Below are 18,266 nucleotides of genomic sequence, written 5' to 3'. Positions count from 1 at the left end.
CATCGATCAGACCATAACTACGAGAGACGACTATGCCAAGTATCAGCCATCAAGGCGGCCATAACGCCGAATTCCCCCTCCGTTCCAATACTGGTTCGACCAAAAATACCAAAGAAGATCATTCAACCATCGCTCCCGGAGAGATAGCGATCGGCGTGGTCATCGGACGAGCGTCAGAGTATTTCGACTTTTTCGTCTATGCAATTGCCTCTGTGCTGGTCTTTCCTTCCGTGTTCTTCCCGTTCGCGCCGCGACTTGAAGGCACATTGTACGCATTCACTATATTTGCTTTCGCATTTCTTGCAAGACCTTTTGGTACGGTTATTTTCATGACCATCCAGCATCGTCTGGGGCGAGAAGCCAAATTAACCATGGCACTTGTCTTACTGGGTTTTTCGACGGCAGGTATTGCGTTTGTACCGACATTTAATCATCTGGGCACAGCCGCCATTGTAATCCTTTCGCTACTTCGCATCGGTCAAGGTATTGCACTCGGCGGTGCGTGGGATGGTTTGCCTTCCTTGCTCGCGCTCAATGCACCACAGAATAAACGTGGCTGGTACGCGATGCTAGGTCAGCTTGGCGCACCGATCGGTTTCATGATTGCTGGCAGCATCTTCGCATTTTTGATATCCAATACATCTGCAGAGGACTTCCTGGTCTGGGGCTGGCGCTATCCGTTCTATGTGGCATTCGCGATTAACGTCGTCGCCTTATTCGCCCGTCTGCGCTTAGTTTCCACCAATGAATATGCACGTTTGCTTGATGAACGCGAACTGGAACCAACCAAAGTCACAGAATTAGTGTCCTCTCAAGGACGGAATGTGCTCATTGGTGCGCTGGCGGCGTTAGCAAGTTATGCGCTGTTCCATCTGGTGACGGTTTTCCCGCTCTCTTGGATCACCTTATATTCACCTCGCTCCCTGAGTAACTTCCTGTATATCCAGGTCGGAGGAGCAGCGCTCATGGCCTTAGCAGTTGTCGCCTCAGGCGTCATCGCTGATAAATTCGGTCGCCGCAACACACTCGGCACACTGGCATTGATGATTGCCGTACTAAGCGGTTTTGTCCCAACCTTGCTTGATGGTGGCGAACGTGGCCAGAACATCTTCATCCTTCTCGGCTTTGTGTTACTAGGACTTTCCTACGGCCAGGCAGCAGGTGCAGTGACTGCTAACTTTGCCGCTAAATACCGCTACACTGGCGCCGCCCTGACTTCTGATCTGGCGTGGTTGGTCGGCGCGGGATTCGCACCACTCGTCGCATTAGGTCTGTCTTCCCACTTCGGCCTAGAATACGTGAGTCTCTACTTACTCTCCGGCGCCGCCTGCTCCCTAGCGGCACTGAGCCTAAACCGAGCATTGGAGATCCGCGACTAAGGGCAAGCGATCCAAATAACAGAAGATCGTTATTGAGTCAGACAAAACAAAGGCGTGTCAGGCAAATCAATATTGCCTGACACGCCTTTTTTCATAGGAATAAGACCTGACTTATACCCATGCCAAAGAGGGAACAAGGGTAAATTCGCACAATATATGTAATTTATTGCAACTTTTTCTCATTTACCCCCACTCTTTAGCGCTGTCAAGACTGGCGCATTTACACAAATTGCGTATCATCTGCGCCTTGATTGCTTTTTATTGTCTGGATTCTGGATTTATGCTGCCTTCGATTGAACAAAGACTCGCCGTAGAACTCGCTGCTAAGCCGGTTCAGGTTGCTGCTGCCGTTGCCTTGCTGGATGAAGGTGCGACGGTACCGTTTATTGCCCGCTACCGTAAAGAAGTGACTGGCGGTCTGGATGACATCCAATTGCGTTTATTAGAAGAGCGTTTGCGCTATCTACGGGAATTAGAAGACCGTCGTGCTGCGATTGTGGCGTCGATCGAAGAACAAGGCAAAATGACGCCAGCTCTGCTGGATGCAATTACCCACGCCGAAGACAAAACGCGTCTTGAAGATTTATACCTGCCGTACAAACCTAAGCGCCGCACTAAAGCGCAAATCGCGGTAGAAGCGGGTTTGTTGCCCCTCGCGGACGCTTTGTTGGCGAATCCATTGTTGAATCCAGAAGCTGAGGCGGCTGCATATCTGAAACCTGCGTTTACAACTGATAACGGCGACAATCCAGGTGTTCCTGATGCCAAAACGGCACTCGACGGTGCGCGTCAGATTCTGATGGAACGCTTTGCAGAAGATGCAACACTCTTACATTCTTTGCGTGAATATCTGAACGACCATGGCATCGTTGAATCCAAAGTCGTGCCAGGCAAAGAAGAAGCAGGCGAAAAGTTTGCCGATTATTTTGACTACTCAGAAACCCTGGGCACGATCCCATCCCATCGCGCGCTGGCCTTGTTCCGTGGTCGCCGCGAAGAGATGCTGACTCTTACATTGCGTCTGGATAGCGAAGAAGAGAAGCCAACATGGGCCTCACCGTTGAATCCATGCGAGGGCAGAATTGCAGCGCACTTTGGTATCAGCCAAAAGGATCGCCCTGCTGACAAATGGCTGGTTGATACAGTCCGCTGGGCATGGCGCGTCAAAGTCTTCATGCATCTTGATACCGAATTAATGGGTAAATTGCGTGAGCAATCAGAGATCGAAGCGATCAATGTGTTTGCACGTAACCTGAAAGACTTGTTGCTCGCAGCGCCAGCTGGCCCACGCGCGACCATGGGTCTCGATCCTGGTCTGCGTACCGGTGTCAAAGTGGCGGTGGTCGATGCCACAGGCAAGGTCATGGAATACGCCACCATTTACCCACATCAGCCGCGCAATGACTGGGATGGCTCCTTGCATGTATTGGCGCAACTCGCCGCCAAACATAACGTATCACTGATCTCGATTGGTAATGGCACGGCATCGCGCGAAACAGATAAGCTTGCACAAGACCTGATCAAACTCAAACCAGAATTAAAGCTGACCAAAATCGTGGTCTCAGAAGCAGGCGCATCGGTGTATTCTGCTTCTGAATTTGCGTCTAAAGAATTGCCTGACCTCGACGTTTCTATCCGTGGCGCAGTATCAATCGCGCGTCGTTTGCAAGACCCCTTGGCAGAACTGGTGAAGATCGATCCGAAATCGATTGGTGTGGGTCAGTATCAGCATGATGTCAGCCAAAGCCAATTGGCGCGCTCACTCGATGCGGTGGTAGAAGACTGCGTGAATGCGGTGGGTGTGGACGTCAATACAGCCTCTGCACCGTTATTGGCGCGGGTATCAGGCTTGTCCTCGAGCGTTGCACAAAGTATTGTCAATTTCCGCGATGCCAAAGGGATGTTCACCTCACGTGCAGATTTGCGCTCTGTGCCACGTCTGGGCGATAAGACGTTTGAGCAGGCAGCAGGCTTTTTGCGCATCATGAATGGCAATAACCCGCTGGATGCGTCAGCAGTTCACCCCGAGTCTTATCCGCTGGTTGAAAAAATTCTTGCTGATATTAAAAAAGATGTCAAAGGCGTTATTGGTGATAGCGGGTTATTAAAATCGCTCAATCCGGCGAAGTATGCCGATGATCAATTCGGTGTGCCAACGATTACGGACATCATCAAAGAATTAGAAAAACCAGGGCGCGATCCACGCCCTGAATTTACTACAGCGACGTTTAAAGAAGGCGTTGAAGAGATCAAAGATTTACGTCCAGAGATGATTCTGGAAGGCGTGGTCACCAACGTTGCTGCATTCGGTGCCTTTGTGGATATCGGCGTGCATCAGGATGGTCTTGTCCACATTTCTGCGCTGTCCAATACCTTTGTTAAAGACCCGCACACCGTTGTGAAAGCGGGTCAGGTTGTGAAGGTCAAAGTCTTGGAAGTGGATGTTAAACGTCAACGTATTGCGCTGACCATGCGCCTGACTGATGCAGCACCGCAACCAGGCAGCAAACCTGAGCAACGCGGCGATCGTAACGATACTAAACGCCTCAATCAGCATCGTAACCAGACGCAAACGGCACCATCTGGCAACGCGATGGCAGCAGCCTTTGCGAAATTGCGCAGCTAATAAATGCCTTTAACTAAGTAACATCAGCATCACAACAACCGGAGCCGCGCCTCCGGTTTTTTTTTCGCCTAAATAGCATTGGGCAAGGGTATTTCCTCTTTACGACACCATCGCTCATCAAACGATTTCCTTGGCTTACTCACCGACTGTCCCAATTTGCAACAGTCAGTGAAATCAACCTGTTCACCATTGTCACAATCCTAGCATCTCCTTACTTAGTTTTTTTATGCATCTCTGATAGCGCCTATGGTGCTCCGTCGACGATGCACTGCAACATCGGCCATGGCACAGGGATTGCTCTTATCCTTGTGTGCAACAGCACCCGATACAACCACAAATAATTTTACGGAGACAAACACCATGAACATGGCAGACATCAGCAAACTGGGCATCAGCAATCCTTTCAAAACCCGTTACGACAATTTTATCGGCGGCAAATTTGTAGCTCCAGTCAAAGGCGATTACTTTGCCAATATCAGTCCTATCATCGGCAAACCGTTTTGCGAAGTCGCACGATCAACTGCAGAGGATATCGAGCTCGCACTCGATGCTGCCCACGCCGCTAAAACTGCATGGGGCAATACCTCTGCCGCTGATCGCGCCAATGTTTTGAATAAAATTGCTGATCGCATGGAAGCCAATCTGAGCTTACTGGCGACAGCTGAAACGATCGACAATGGCAAACCAATCCGTGAAACGATGGCAGCGGATATTCCTCTGGCGATTGATCATTTCCGTTATTTCGCTGGCTGTATCCGCGCCCAAGAAGGATCTGTTTCACAAATCGACGAAACGACCTTTGCATATCACATTCAGGAACCATTAGGTGTCGTCGGTCAGATTATTCCATGGAATTTTCCGATCCTGATGGCGGTCTGGAAACTGGCACCGGCATTAGCAGCCGGTAACTGCGTGGTACTCAAACCCGCAGAACAAACACCTGCCTCGATCATGGTGTTGGTTGAACTGATTCATGATCTGTTACCAGCAGGCGTACTCAATGTAGTGAATGGTTTTGGACTGGAAGCAGGAAAGCCACTGGCATCAAGCAAACGTATCGCCAAAATCGCATTTACGGGTGAGACAGGCACTGGCCGCCTTATCATGCAATATGCTGCACAGAATCTGATTCCTGTTACGCTAGAGTTAGGTGGCAAATCACCGAATATTTTCTTTGAAGATGTGATGGATAAAGACGATGCCTTCTTTGATAAATGTCTGGAAGGTTTCTCGATGTTCGCGCTCAATCAAGGTGAGGTCTGCACCTGCCCTTCCCGCGTCTTAATTCAGGAATCCATCTACGAGCGCTTCATTGAACGTGCGATCAAACGTGTCGCTGCCATCAAACAAGGTAGCCCGCTCGATGCCAACACGATGATTGGAGCACAAGCGTCGCACGAACAACTAGAAAAAATTCTATCGTATCTCGATATCGGCAAACAAGAAGGTGCTGAAGTATTGATCGGTGGTGCGCGCAAAGACATGGAAGGCGATCTGGAAACCGGCTTCTATGTGCAACCAACGATTTTCAAAGGTCACAACAAAATGCGGATCTTCCAAGAAGAGATTTTTGGCCCTGTGGTGTCAGTGACGACGTTTAAAGATGAGGCGGAAGCGCTGGCGATTGCCAATGACACCTTATATGGTCTCGGTGCAGGCGTCTGGACCCGCGACGGATCACGTGCGTTCCGCGTTGGACGTGGCATTCAGGCAGGTCGGGTATGGACAAACTGCTACCACCTGTATCCAGCGCATGCGGCCTTCGGTGGTTACAAACAATCCGGTATCGGACGTGAAAATCATAAGATGATGTTGGATCACTACCAACAGACAAAAAATCTGCTGGTCAGTTACAGCCCGAACGCACTTGGCTTTTTCTGATTATAGGTAGAGGTAAACTTCCGTCACAGCCTTAGCGTTGTGCCGGAAGTTTTTTATTGTTTAATCTAAATGAATGCACCATGACACAACCCATATTGCATCCGGAATTACCCCGTGTCCTTGGCACACCAGAGGCGATCGCGTTTCTGCAAAAACTACAAGCGCAACATGGCGCGCTGTTATTTTTTCAGTCGGGTGGATGTTGCGATGGTAGTGCTCCCCTGTGCTACGCGCAAAATGACTTCCAGATTAGCGACCATGACATCTTGCTGGGAGAAATCAGCGGTGCGCCTTTTTATATGAGTCCAGAACAATTTGAATATTGGAAACATACACAATTAATTATCGATCTAGTCGATGGCATGGGCGGTATGTTCTCGTTGGATAACGGCACTGGCAAACGCTTTCTAACCCGTTCACGTTTGTTTGCGGATGAAGAATACGCGAAGTTAGAAGCGATGAATGCGGTCAGTGCGATGACTGCAATCTGATCGATGCTGCTTCATCAATTAAGTTTTTTACGATAAATCGTGTTACGTGATACGCCCAATGCACGGGCTGTCGCGGAAACGTTGCCATCGTGTGCGGCCAGTGCGCGTTGAATGACGTCATGCTCGATTTCAGTCATCGTTACGGCGATAGGTTGAGGCGATAGCGAAGACAAGTCGGACTGATTGCTATCTGGCACCATATCGACAATATCATCCAGAAAATCATCGGGTAAATGTTCCATTTTGATCTCGCGCTCTTCTCCTGCCATCAGAATCGCTGTTCTGAGCAAGTTACTCAATTGCCGGAAATTACCCGGCCAGTTGTGCGCACGGAATAACGTCATGACCTCAGGATGCAATGTGTAGCTGACGCCATTGCTTTCTGTCTGCAATATTTTAGCGACGACGATATCTAAATCATTGCGCTCCCGCAACGCAGGCAAGCGGACCACCAGACCGTTGAGGCGATAATATAAATCGTCTCTGAATTCACCACGCGCAATCATGTCACGCAGATGCCGGTTTGTTGCACAGATCACGTCCACATTGACAGGAATCGATTTACTACTTCCTAATGGTGTCACCATGCGTTCTTGCAATACCCGTAGTAAACGGGCTTGCAGACTAAATGGCATATCGCCGATTTCATCTAAAAATAAGGTGCCGCCATTGGCTTGTAAAATTTTGCCGACGTTGCCTTTTTTACGCGCGCCCGTAAACGCACCTTCTTCGTAGCCAAATAATTCTGACTCGATCAATGTCTCAGGGATAGATGCGCAATTGAGTGCCACAAACGGTGCTGCATGCCGCGGAGAATCATTATGGATCGCCTGCGCCAGCAACTCTTTGCCAGTACCTGTTTCGCCGGTAATCAAAATAGAAATACCGCGCCCGATTACTTTACGCAATTTGTCGATGCTACGCGCCACCTGATGATCACCCGTATTCAAATAATTTAAACTCGAAAAGCGAGGGTTAGATTTTTGCTCCTGTTCAGGTGCTGGTGCGGCGGGTCTGACATTGTGTAACGTATGCTGAAACACGGATGCAGGTGGACGGATATCGCTACATTTTGCATAAACCTTGACGCCATTGTGCAGACACAATTGCAACAGACCTGGTGTCGCTGTCCGGTGGTGATCAATACAAGCCGAGATTGGCATCCCGAACAAAGAACTAAAGGTGTGGGCTTGCAGCGCCGAGGCAGACATACCGATCTGAAATAAGCCACTGCGACTGGCAGAGATAAACCGACCATCCGGCGTAAAACAGACAATGCCTTCCATAAGCGTGCCAAGAAATTCTGGACGACTATGAAAATGGATCTTGATCGCACCTTGAAACGCTTCATTAAATAACTGATTTTCGATCATCTGCGCCGACATCCGTACCAGCGCTAGGGTGTGCCGCTGGAAATGGTGTTGATCGCCAGTCACATCCAAGACCCCAATCATCGCCCCACGGGCATCAAAAATTGGTGCCGCTGAACAAGTCAAAAAATTATTCGCCAGCATGTAATGCTGGTCGGCATGCACGACGGTCGGACAAGCGCTGGCAATCGCCGTACCGATGGCATTGGTCCCCTTACTTTGTTCCGACCATGCCACACCCAGACTAAGTGCGACCTGATCGGCCTTGGCTAAGAAGTCCGCATCCCCAAGGGTGTGTAAAATTTTTCCCTGGGTATCCGTCAGTACGATCATGTGATGCGTATTGATGATCTGCTCATAGAGATTTTCCATGACAGGCACTGCGTGGCTGTGCAACAGGCGATTTTGCTCTATTAACAATGAAAATGCTTCTTTGCCTGCAGGCTGATAGTCCGGTGTGGCGTCACGCGTGACGCCGTAGGCGGCGGAGCGTTCATGGGCCTGCAAAATCTGCGTACGTGCATCTATCAGTGGTGAAATGGATGATAAATTGACACCCAGAGGTTGCGCCAACTCATTGGGCGCCGGATGGCTTGCCAGATGCTGCATCGATGTCTCCCAGGCAATAGTGCTCCTATGCTGGAGCATCTCAGGTTGTGAATGCCGTTTGCGTTTGTTGTTGCGTTTGTTGTTGCGTTTATTATTGCGTCTATTTTTACGCTCTCTGGCGCATGACAGTCAGTTAATGTACCACTGTTTCTACGCAGTTTGTCGGGTCTGCGGGTATTTCTGCATTAATATAATTTAAGCAACAATTAATCTAACTTGTCTTGATCGACATCGTTTTTTGCAGACTTATTGCCTTAGTTTGCAGCAGGTAACGACATCGAATTTGGCTTTCCTCTATAATGATGGGATTCGTTTTATAAGGAAGAGTGCCATGAGCGACGTTCAAAGTTGGATTAAAGAAACCGTAACCAAAAACCCTGTTGTGCTGTTCATGAAGGGAACTGCCCAATTCCCACAATGTGGCTTTTCTGGTCGCGCCGTACAAGTCTTAAAAGCTTGCGGTGTACAAAGCTTGGTCACTATCAACGTTCTGGAAGATCCAGAGGTTCGCCAAGGCATCAAAGAGTTTTCTAACTGGCCAACCATTCCACAATTGTATGTCAAAGGCGAGTTTATCGGCGGCTCTGACATCATGAATGAAATGTTCGACAGCGGCGAATTGCTCGCTTTGCTAAAAGACTAATCAACGCTTTATGCAAGCGAACACCACACCAAAACGCCTAATTATCGCCATTACTGGCGCAACTGGATCGGTGTATGGCGTGCGCCTGCTCGAAGTATTGCGCGAATTACCTGACATAGAAACACACCTGATGGTCTCTGAAGCAGGTGTGCTCAATCTACATCAGGAGATGGATTTCAAACGTAAAGACGTTGAAGCCTTAGCTGATGTCGTCCATAACGTGCGCGATGTGGGCGCCAGCATTGCCAGTGGGTCTTTCCTGTCAGACGGGATGATTATCGCCCCCTGCTCCATGAAAACGCTGGCCTCGGTGGCTCATGGGATGTCAGACAATCTGATTACGCGAGCAGCTGATGTGGTGCTCAAAGAACGTCGGCGACTCGTGCTCATGGTCAGAGAAACACCCTTCAATCTAGCGCATTTACGTAACATGACGGCCGTCACAGAAATGGGTGGCATCATCTTCCCACCACTTCCTGGATTTTATCAGCGCCCTCAATCAATCGCTGAGATGGTCGATCACACGGTTGGTCGCGTCCTTGATATGTTCGCCGTTCCGCATCAGATGACACCCCGTTGGCAAGGAATGAAGTAGACGAGAAACATCAACGCATGGCACCTGCGCCTCTGAATCCTCCGCGAAAGTCGAGGAGTCAGAGGCGTTTTACCACAGACTACCTCAAGTCAAAACAACGACCTTCACAGATTATTTTTCAAAAACTCCCATTTCGTTTTTTGTAGAGACCAAATAATCCAATCGCCGCGAGGGCCGTGTGCTTGTCCCGGATAGAGCTGCAAACTATAACTTTTATCCGCTTTGATCAATTCATCAATGAGCATCGTCGTATTTTGTGGATGCACATTGTCATCCATCGTTCCATGCATGAGTAGAATTTTGCCATGTAAATTTTTAGCCGCTTTTTGTACGCTGCTGTTGTTATAGCCTTCTTGATTCTCTGCTGGCAAGCCCATATAACGTTCGGTATAGACACTGTCATACAAACGCCAATCAGTGACTGGGGCGCCAATAAATCCGACTTTCCAGGCATCGTTATGCGTCATGGCATACGACGTAAAATACCCGCCATAACTCCAGCCGTCCAGAGAGACTCTGTCCATATCGGCCCATCCTTGCTGACGCAACCATGCCAGACCATCAAGTTGATCCTGCAATTCCAGCTGACCTAATTTTTTATGAATCGGCCAGGCACTGGCAACGCCTTTATTACTCGCACTGCGGTTATCCAGAATCCAAACTACGTATCCTTGCTGCGCCAAGAAGTGGTAGTAGAGGTCGTTCGTCCAACGATCAACCACCGATGGCGCCATAGGACCTGCATACAAATGCTGATAAACTGGATATTTTTTATACGCATCAAAGTCGGGCGGAAGATATAGCAGACTCTCTAACGGAAAACCATCACGCGACATAATTTGCTGCTGTTTCACCGTTGCCAGCTGCAAGGCTTTCATTTTTTTAGGTACACCAGCGTCATCGACTAACTTCAGCTGTGCACCCTTGTCGTCAAATAAAGCCTGGCGTGGCGGTTGCCTCAGGCTGCTCCAGCTATCTAGGAAATAGGTGTAATTACTGTTCCAGCGAACTGAATGCGTACCGCTTTCCGTTGTTAGGCGATGCAAGTCGCTACCATCCAGATTGACCGCGTACACATCGTTACCGATAGGATTGCGTTCATCGGCAGAAAACAAAATCCGTCCATGCTCTTCATCCACACCGTATGCTGTGCGAACATCCCAATTACCTTGGGTGATCGGCCCCTGCAACTGATAGTCGTTGTTATAACGGTAAAAATGCCGATGACCAGTACGATCAGATTCCCAGACAAATCCACCCTCTTTTAAAAAAACCGGAAACGGTAGGCGCTCAGTCCAAGCGGGACTACTTTCATGTACCATCACCTTGCTACCCTGCATCGTCTGATCATATAACCGCAAATCAAGCCAAGTCTGCACACGGTCCTGCCAGGCGGATAATAAGTGACCGTCGGGCGTCCAGCCCACCTGGACGATCAGCGTTTCTTTTCCTTGATACGGGTTTTCGGTCCAATTCAGCTTGCCGTTCAGATCCACCACACCTAGTCTGACTGTAGGATTTGGATCACCAGCTTTAGGGTAATGGGTACGATTTGTTTGTTCTGGCTGAACATGATCGCCGCTCAGGGTATAAACGGGAACCTTGCTTTCATCGAAATTGAGAAATGCCAGTTTGTCAGCACTGGGGGACCACCAAAAAGCCCTTAATACGCCACGGCCATAGATTTCTTCCATATAGACCCAGTCCAGACGCCCATTCAGATTGGTATCAGTACCATCATAGGTTAAACGTCGCTCAGTCGCGGTCGCAATATCGGTCACATAGAGATCGTTTCCCTTCAAGTAAGCAACCGACTTTGCATCTGGAGAGAGTAGCGCCTCGTCCTTACTTTCAGATGGACTATGGGTTAATTCTCTTGCCTTCGCATTCTTGAAATCAAGGAGCCATAAATCCTTATTGTAGGTGAATAGATAAGTCGATACCTCAGGTTTAATCTGTGGAGCCAGCTTTTCTGTCAGCGTCTTTGCCTGCAGTAAAGGTATGTCTGCTTTTTGTAGCAACATGAGTATCTGCGTATCCGCCGTCAACGCCTGCTTCTCCCAAGTCTTCGGATCAACGACAAACAATCGGACTTGACTGTCATTGATCTGTGTCTCAATAAGACGGTTTTGTGCATCCCAGGACAAGTGCGTGAGTGGCGCCGTCGTGAAGTTCTCTTTTTTTAATGGGTGGTACAGCATCTCAAGACTCAGTTGCCCATCATTTGCTATTGCCTGCCCTGCGCCCATTAAGCACAACGACAAAATACACCGCCCCCAACGCTTATTCATCCATTCCCCCAAAATTTCATTTTTTTTATAACAAACCACATCAAGCGATTTGACGCCGTCATTATGACTACATATATAAAAAGAGGTTCAGGAAAATTTTTGAAGAAATAATGTAATGGAATACGTTTATCCTCATCAATCTGCGGCGACGCCAAAAGCGATGTAGGTAGCAAATACACCACGATGAATCGTGATATTTTTTATGATTTTTTTGCTCAGAATTCATTGCAAAAAGAAGCCCAACAACATAAAAAAAGACTTTGTAACAAAATATTTCAAACGATTAAAAAGATAATGAAGAGATCATTTCTTTGCATATTTTTTTATATTTCACCGAAACAAAAAAATAAAAATTAATGAACGCAACGGGTAGTACGACAGGCATTGCACTGCCTATTAAATTCGTCATGACGACCTGATTTAAGTTATATGAAACTCAATAATGCAGACATCACCAAATACTGATTACACACATCACTTTGCCTTTTTTTTAAGCAAAGTTGTCGCTAATACCTAGCTAAATCGATCAACAAATTAGAAATCTATTACGATCATGACGGCGTCCACTTCGACGGAAAATAGATATATCTATCGATATCGAAGAATCAACAAAAAAGAAATGAAAAATACCTGCTCTAAACTTTCTCGGCGCAGAAATTAATACAAATAAAATATGTTCATTTATGCAATGAAGGGTACCCATTAAAAGCATTACATTTACTTACATTTCAGCCTGCCTGAAAAAAAAAGTGATCGGTAGAATTTGTAAGCTAATGAATCCGATTCACGACATACAAAATAAAAATAGTAATTCACATGAACTATCTCGTTCCTGAATAAAAAAGCAACTAAAAATTCTCCAGCAAATTTTCCCGCATCCGCGACGGAAAAAGTAAAAGTAAGAACGCTCTATTGTTATTTAGCTTGGCACCACCAGCATTTTTCAGTGCTGATCGTGGCAGGGAGCGTATCGTTTTTTAGATTAAAAGGGATTGCGCGGATAGCCAAATAAGCGATGCCAATTATTTGCCTCCTGCCTAACCAGAGCTGGTAGGAAATTTTCACAATGAACGTGAAGTAACCAACAGAAGCAACTGGAAACACAGCTATGAATGTCCATATTTTCTTGTTCGTCAAAAATAAACTCAACACAATCCTCAAATCCGAAAAAGTACTCGCCATCTGTGCCGCTTTCGTTGCCATTTGGTCACTCTACTCGGCCTATTCTGCGCTGGGGAATGAGCAATGTCTACGATCATCCAACGAACCTGTATCAAAAGACTTTATCGACTGTCCCGATCTTCCAGCAAAGGGACAAGTGACGAACGTGCAATCTCGCAACATCATCTACGAAAAACAAATAATGGGGTCGAAGGAAAAAGGACACATCCTCATCGACTTCAGCTTGCTATGCCTGCTGTTGATCAGCATTGGTTTCGGAAATATTACACAAGCAAAAAAGCCATCTCTTTCACCACCAAAAATAATGGTAGAGCACGCAGATGATCACGGACTTAAAGCTGATCCTCAACCCAGAAAATACGCCGCACTGCCGCCATCTCAGTGCCCGAATTTTCTATAAAACAGCTCAACACTGTTTTTAACCCTTGTTCAAACAATACCCTAATAACAAAAAAAATCGAATGACTTCAACACAACTAGTGATCCGATTAAAAAAAGAATGAGGACAACGTGGCATTTAAACCAACGACAAAAAAAATATCCCCCAATGCAACGGTAGGACTAACATCAAACACATCGATTCCCGATCATTTGCGAAGCCCTTTAACGACGAAAACATGGCAGCAATCCGTCGTACAAAACTATACAATGCGTGTGATTACCGATGGACTTATGCTACGTGATACACCGTACGAGCATGGGGTGATTATTCTTGAACTTGTACTTCATTCAACAGTAAAATTGGGAACGGAAGAATCACAATTTTCAGGGGATATCCTCTGGAAAAATGTCATCTCAGGAAGTATCAAAGGATGGGTATTAGCTTCTGGTCTGGAATCATACGATCAACCACAACAACGTCATTCCAGTTTCGCTATCCCTGATCTCTCAGATCAACTAGGGGTCATTACGGCGAGTTACTCAGACGCAAAAATCGAACGTGATGAGACCATCTTTTCTCATCACAGTAGCAGCATAAGTGCCGCCACATTCAGCAATAGCGAAAAAAACCTCTATCGCGTGCTACTCAAAGACCTGGCTTTACGAACAGGGCCAGATATCAAGTCACGTTTATTAAAAAAACTTAACGAAGGTCAAGTTGTCGAATGCCACATTCATGAAACGCGTGGAAATTGGGTAACGATCACCGCTGATGGCGAACATGGCTGGGTTGCACGCCATTGGTTGCAACCAATTACCGACCACAATTTTTGATGAAACAGACACAATGGTCTCAACGATATTTTTACTCCCGTTCAGCGTCCAACGGTGTTCTGCGACATGCCAGGGGGTCTAGGAATTCATACGTCACTTCTATCCTCCCACTAGTCTCACGCGACGCACATCGCGCAAAGGTGGCGAACCAAACAAACGGGTGTACTCACGACTGAACTGCGAGGGACTTTCGTAACCGACGCGCAGTGCGGCACTGGTGGCATCGATGTTGTCGCTCAACATCAACTGTCTGGCCCCCTGCAAACGTAATTGCTTAAGGTACTGTAGTGGGCTCAGACCCGCGACGGCACGAAAATGCTGCCTGAAGGTCGAGGGACTCATGTGCGCTTTACCTGCAAGGTCATCCATAGAAATGTCCTCGACGTAGTGCTGCTTGAGCCAAGTGATGATGCGGGCAATTTGCTGACCTTGCGAACCAACTGTGATTAAATTACGCAAGGTAGGTCCATGTTCTCCACTCAGCAAGCGCACAATGATTTCCTGCTTAATTAACGGCGCAATCATGGCGATCAACGCTGGTTCCTTTAATAGCTGAACCAGTCGGGTCATCGTGCCGTATAAGCCCTCATCGAGCGTGACAACGGACATTGCCAACGATGTCACATTACGCAGCGGCACTGAGAAGTGCATCTCCGCTGCACACTGCGCGATAGTGCGCGCATCCAGCGCCAAGCCGATACCAAGAAAAGGCTCATCTACACTGGCGCGGGTAACATGCGACACGACCGGCAAATCAAGTGATGTCACCAACGATTGTCCCGGAGCGTAGTCAAATATCTCTTCTCCCAACGTGAGGCGCTTGCGCCCCTGAACAGTCAACCCTAGTCCAAGACCGTAAATACAATGCATGGGCTCGGTCGTTTTACTGCGTCGATAGATGGTCAGGCCAGGTATAGCGGTAACGTGATCGCCATCGAATTGGGCAATTTCACTAATCAGTTGAGCAAGCATGACACTTCGACAATATAAGAGATGATTGAAAGAATGAATTAGATTTTTCTATCTACGCAGTGAGCATAAATTGAATATCTGCAGCGTAACATTTTCAAAGAGATGTTTTCCACACCTTACAAGGAATCATTGAAATAGGCAAAAAATACCGCGAATTAGGCAAGCGGATTTAGTGCATCCCGACAGACAATGCTTTTTATTAAAATTTTTCGGCACGCTTACCGGGATTTAATACTATTATTCCTTGGCTTCGCTTTTCCTCTCCCCTATCCCCAACTGGAGGTTGTCATGATCAACACGATTATTAACGGTAAAAATACCGACGTGGATGTCCCACCCGATACACCCATCTTATGGACGCTGCGCGACGCTCTGGGCTTGACTGGCACTAAATTTGGTTGCGGCGCAGCATTGTGCGGCGCGTGCACGGTGCATCTTGATGGACAAGCGATCCGCTCCTGCGTGACACCTATTTCAGTCGCGCAAGGCAAAAAAATTACGACGATCGAAGCTGCAACGGGCGGTGACGATAAAGTTGGCAATGCAGTGCATGCTGCTTGGGTAAAACACGATGTGGCGCAATGTGGCTACTGTCAGAGTGGTCAGATCATGAGCGCAACAGCGTTCTTAAAATCGCTGCCAAATGGCAAACAGCCGACCGTCGCAGAGATTGATTCGGCCATGGCAGGCAATATATGTCGCTGTGGTACCTATACCCGTATCCGCGCTGCCATCGCTGATGCGGCTAAAGCCATTGCCTAAGGATAAGACCATGCTACCAAATATTGATTACAGCGAACTGCCACGTGCTTTGCAGCATATTCTGAACCGTGACAATCCAGATGTACCAGCAACGCCATCACGCCGCAGCTTTCTAAAAATGGCGGGCATTAGTGGGTTTGCGCTCGGCGCATTTCCGGGTATGGTTTTGGCGCAAAGTACCAATGCTGCAAAACCACTGGGACCAACACAACAACCATCAGCATTCGTTGAGATAGCAGCCGATGGCACCGTCACCGTCACGATTAACCGTCTCGACTTTGGACAAGGTGTACAAACCGCGCTGCCGATGATCCTTGCTGAAGAACTCGATGCCGACTGGGCCAAGGTCCATAGCAAGCATGGAAATAGCGACGGCGCCTATGTGGATCCGGTAATGGGCTTGCATTTGACAGGCGGCTCCAACTCCATCAAAAACAGTTTCACGCAGTACCGTGAACTCGGTGCGCGCGCACGTGCGATGTTGATCGCGGCCGCTGCCAAACAATGGAATCTCGATCCAGCGCAGCTCCGTACTACTGCAGGCGAAGTGATTGCTCCTGATGGCCGCAAACTCGGCTACGGTGAGTTAGCACAATCGGCGATGGCGCAAGCAGTACCGGAAACTGTCAAACTAAAAGACCCTAAAGATTTCCGTCTCATTGGAAAACCAACCAACCGCTTGGACTCTGTAGCAAAGAGCAGCGGACAACAAAGCTATGGCATTGACACGCATTTGCCAGGTCAATTAGCCGCTGTTGTGTTGCGTCCACCCGTTTTTGGCGCAAAAATCGCCACGCTCGATGACAGCGCAGCACGTGGTGTGCATGGCGTCAAAGCGGTGCTGCGCGTTCCGCTTGATCGTGGCGCAGAAGGCGTTGCGATTATTGGTGATGGCTACTGGTCTGCCAAACAAGGACGTGATGCAGTAAAAGTCACGTGGGATACGTCTGGTGTAGAAAAAGTCGACACCAAGAAACAATTTGCGCAGTACCGCCAACTGGCAAAGCAAGCAGGCAATAAGTATTTTGACGCGGATGTAACGCCAATCAGCACCGCCGCAAAAAAAATTCATGCCGAATTTACTTTCCCTTACTTGGCTCACGCGCCAATGGAGCCACTGAACTGCACCGTTAAGTTCAATAGCGACTCCGCTGAACTCTGGCTCGGAAGCCAGATGCCTGGTCTTGATGGCATGATGGCGGCACGTGTATTGGGGCTCAAGCCAGAACAAGTCAAAGTCAATGTACAAATGGCCGGCGGCGGATTTGGCCGACGCGCGATCGCCACCAGTGACTACGTCTTTGAAGCATGCTCGATTGCCAAGGCTGTTAAAACAGCAGGCTTGGATGTGCCTGTACGCACCATGTGGAGCCGTGAAGATGATATCCGTGGTGGTTACTATCGCCCTGCGCAATTGCATCAAGCCAGCATCGGTCTGGATGCGCACGGTAAAGTGTTAGCGTGGGATCACGTTATCGTCGGTCAGTCGATCACAGCGGGTACAGCATTCGAAGGCTTCATGATTAAAAATGGCATCGACAATACGGCCGTAGAAGGTATGCGCGAACCGTACGATTTGCCAATGAAACTGACCGTTCACCATCCTAAACTGAATGTGCCTGTCTTGTGGTGGCGCAGTGTCGGCTCGACCCATACCGCCTTTGTGATGGAAACGCTGATCGACGAGATCGCGCACGCCAGCAAAAAAGATCCGGTTGCGTATCGCTTAGAAGCCTATGGCGACAAGCATTTGCGTCATCGCGCTGCATTGCAGTTGGCGGTTGAGCAAAGTGGTTACGGTAAAAAAGCACTACCGAAAGGTCACGCTTGGGGCGTTGCAGTACATGAATCGTTCCAGACCGTGGTGGCTTATGTCGTTGAGGCGTCCCTCAAAAACGGCAAACCGGTTATGCACCGTGCAACGGCTGGTGTTCATTGCAATCTGGCCGTCAACCCACGTACGATCGAAACCCAAGTTCAGGGTGCAGCACTGATGGGCTTGTCGATGTGCTTACCAGGCGCGGCAATCACGTTCAAAGATGGTGTGGTTGAGCAAAGTAATTTCAGTGATTTCGTGGTACCTCGTATTACCGAGATGCCTGAGATTGCCGTCTTTATCGTGCCAAGTGCAGAACCTCCAACCGGGATGGGCGAGCCAGGCTTGCCACCGTTGGCACCAGCATTTGCCAATGCCGTCTACAAACTGACTGGCAAACCAATCCGTCAGTTGCCGTTTAATGTCTAAATAAC

At 48.3% G+C, this 18,266-nt stretch carries 13 protein-coding genes; 10 read left to right on the top strand and 3 right to left on the bottom strand.

Annotated elements, in window-relative coordinates:
• Window positions 1–32 precede the first annotated feature (32 nt).
• From ACO0KV_RS05340 to ACO0KV_RS05325, 4 genes are all read left to right on the top strand, one after another.
• Window positions 33–1,379 (top strand): MFS transporter, encoded by a 1,347-nt coding sequence (locus ACO0KV_RS05340; RefSeq protein ID WP_423040635.1) that lies wholly within the window; start codon window positions 33–35, stop codon window positions 1,377–1,379.
• Window positions 1,380–1,659: 280 nt separating this feature from the next.
• Entirely contained in the window at window positions 1,660–4,005 is a 2,346-nt protein-coding gene (locus tag ACO0KV_RS05335; RefSeq protein ID WP_423040633.1) for a Tex family protein, read from the top strand.
• A gap of 360 nt (window positions 4,006–4,365) precedes the next feature.
• Window positions 4,366–5,886: an aldehyde dehydrogenase gene (gene adh, locus ACO0KV_RS05330; protein WP_423040631.1), complete on the top strand. Its 1,521-nt coding sequence runs from the start codon at window positions 4,366–4,368 to the stop codon at window positions 5,884–5,886.
• A gap of 80 nt (window positions 5,887–5,966) precedes the next feature.
• Complete coding sequence (locus ACO0KV_RS05325; protein WP_423040629.1) at window positions 5,967–6,377, top strand: DUF779 domain-containing protein; 411 nt, start codon at window positions 5,967–5,969, stop codon at window positions 6,375–6,377.
• Between the two features lie 14 nt (window positions 6,378–6,391).
• Here ACO0KV_RS05325 and ACO0KV_RS05320 read toward each other — a convergent pair whose 3' ends face one another.
• Window positions 6,392–8,356 carry a sigma-54-dependent Fis family transcriptional regulator gene (locus ACO0KV_RS05320; protein WP_423040627.1) on the bottom strand — a complete coding sequence of 655 codons (1,965 nt, stop codon included), beginning with the start codon at window positions 8,354–8,356 and terminating at the stop codon, window positions 6,392–6,394.
• Between the two features lie 331 nt (window positions 8,357–8,687).
• On the opposite strand from ACO0KV_RS05320, the gene grxD reads away from it, so the two are divergent.
• Window positions 8,688–8,999: a Grx4 family monothiol glutaredoxin gene (grxD, locus tag ACO0KV_RS05315; RefSeq protein ID WP_423040625.1), complete on the top strand. Its 312-nt coding sequence runs from the start codon at window positions 8,688–8,690 to the stop codon at window positions 8,997–8,999.
• A 10-nt stretch (window positions 9,000–9,009) separates the two neighbouring features.
• Entirely contained in the window at window positions 9,010–9,594 is a 585-nt protein-coding gene (locus ACO0KV_RS05310; protein WP_423040623.1) for a UbiX family flavin prenyltransferase, read from the top strand.
• A gap of 104 nt (window positions 9,595–9,698) precedes the next feature.
• Here the strand turns inward: ACO0KV_RS05310 and ACO0KV_RS05305 are convergent, their stop codons facing one another.
• Window positions 9,699–11,885 (bottom strand): DPP IV N-terminal domain-containing protein, encoded by a 2,187-nt coding sequence (locus ACO0KV_RS05305; protein ID WP_423040621.1) that lies wholly within the window; start codon window positions 11,883–11,885, stop codon window positions 9,699–9,701.
• Window positions 11,886–12,993: 1,108 nt separating this feature from the next.
• Here ACO0KV_RS05305 and ACO0KV_RS05300 point away from each other — a divergent pair.
• A complete protein-coding gene (locus ACO0KV_RS05300; RefSeq protein WP_423040619.1) occupies window positions 12,994–13,467 on the top strand; it encodes a hypothetical protein in 474 nt (157 codons plus the stop codon).
• A 110-nt stretch (window positions 13,468–13,577) separates the two neighbouring features.
• Window positions 13,578–14,282 carry an SH3 domain-containing protein gene (locus ACO0KV_RS05295; RefSeq protein WP_423040617.1) on the top strand — a complete coding sequence of 235 codons (705 nt, stop codon included), beginning with the start codon at window positions 13,578–13,580 and terminating at the stop codon, window positions 14,280–14,282.
• Window positions 14,283–14,381: 99 nt separating this feature from the next.
• Here ACO0KV_RS05295 and ACO0KV_RS05290 read toward each other — a convergent pair whose 3' ends face one another.
• Window positions 14,382–15,254, bottom strand: a complete 873-nt coding sequence (locus ACO0KV_RS05290) for an AraC family transcriptional regulator N-terminal domain-containing protein (RefSeq protein ID WP_423040615.1) — start codon at window positions 15,252–15,254, stop codon at window positions 14,382–14,384.
• Between the two features lie 288 nt (window positions 15,255–15,542).
• On the opposite strand from ACO0KV_RS05290, the gene ACO0KV_RS05285 reads away from it, so the two are divergent.
• Window positions 15,543–16,016, top strand: coding sequence for a (2Fe-2S)-binding protein (locus tag ACO0KV_RS05285; RefSeq protein ID WP_423040613.1), 474 nt, complete (start codon window positions 15,543–15,545; stop codon window positions 16,014–16,016).
• Between the two features lie 10 nt (window positions 16,017–16,026).
• Entirely contained in the window at window positions 16,027–18,261 is a 2,235-nt protein-coding gene (locus ACO0KV_RS05280; protein ID WP_423040611.1) for a molybdopterin cofactor-binding domain-containing protein, read from the top strand.
• Window positions 18,262–18,266: the final 5 nt, after the last annotated feature.

Origin of the sequence: Undibacterium sp. RuRC25W, assembly GCF_049339825.1 — a bacterium.
In the GTDB taxonomy this organism is placed as follows: domain Bacteria; phylum Pseudomonadota; class Gammaproteobacteria; order Burkholderiales; family Burkholderiaceae_D; genus Undibacterium.
This window is presented reverse-complemented; position numbering and strand designations above follow the sequence as displayed.

Bases quoted from the DNA above. Each gene is read 5' to 3' on its own strand.
- adh (WP_423040631.1), top strand. From the start codon at position 4,366: ATGAACATGGCAGACATCAGCAAACTGGGCATCAGCAATCCTTTCAAA.
- ACO0KV_RS05305 (WP_423040621.1), bottom strand. From the start codon at position 11,885: ATGAATAAGCGTTGGGGGCGGTGTATTTTGTCGTTGTGCTTAATGGGC.
- ACO0KV_RS05280 (WP_423040611.1), top strand. From the start codon at position 16,027: ATGCTACCAAATATTGATTACAGCGAACTGCCACGTGCTTTGCAGCAT.
- ACO0KV_RS05340 (WP_423040635.1), top strand. From the start codon at position 33: ATGCCAAGTATCAGCCATCAAGGCGGCCATAACGCCGAATTCCCCCTC.
- grxD (WP_423040625.1), top strand. From the start codon at position 8,688: ATGAGCGACGTTCAAAGTTGGATTAAAGAAACCGTAACCAAAAACCCT.
- ACO0KV_RS05325 (WP_423040629.1), top strand. From the start codon at position 5,967: ATGACACAACCCATATTGCATCCGGAATTACCCCGTGTCCTTGGCACA.
- ACO0KV_RS05290 (WP_423040615.1), bottom strand. From the start codon at position 15,254: ATGCTTGCTCAACTGATTAGTGAAATTGCCCAATTCGATGGCGATCAC.
- ACO0KV_RS05285 (WP_423040613.1), top strand. From the start codon at position 15,543: ATGATCAACACGATTATTAACGGTAAAAATACCGACGTGGATGTCCCA.
- ACO0KV_RS05320 (WP_423040627.1), bottom strand. From the start codon at position 8,356: ATGCAGCATCTGGCAAGCCATCCGGCGCCCAATGAGTTGGCGCAACCT.
- ACO0KV_RS05300 (WP_423040619.1), top strand. From the start codon at position 12,994: ATGAATGTCCATATTTTCTTGTTCGTCAAAAATAAACTCAACACAATC.
- ACO0KV_RS05335 (WP_423040633.1), top strand. From the start codon at position 1,660: ATGCTGCCTTCGATTGAACAAAGACTCGCCGTAGAACTCGCTGCTAAG.
- ACO0KV_RS05310 (WP_423040623.1), top strand. From the start codon at position 9,010: ATGCAAGCGAACACCACACCAAAACGCCTAATTATCGCCATTACTGGC.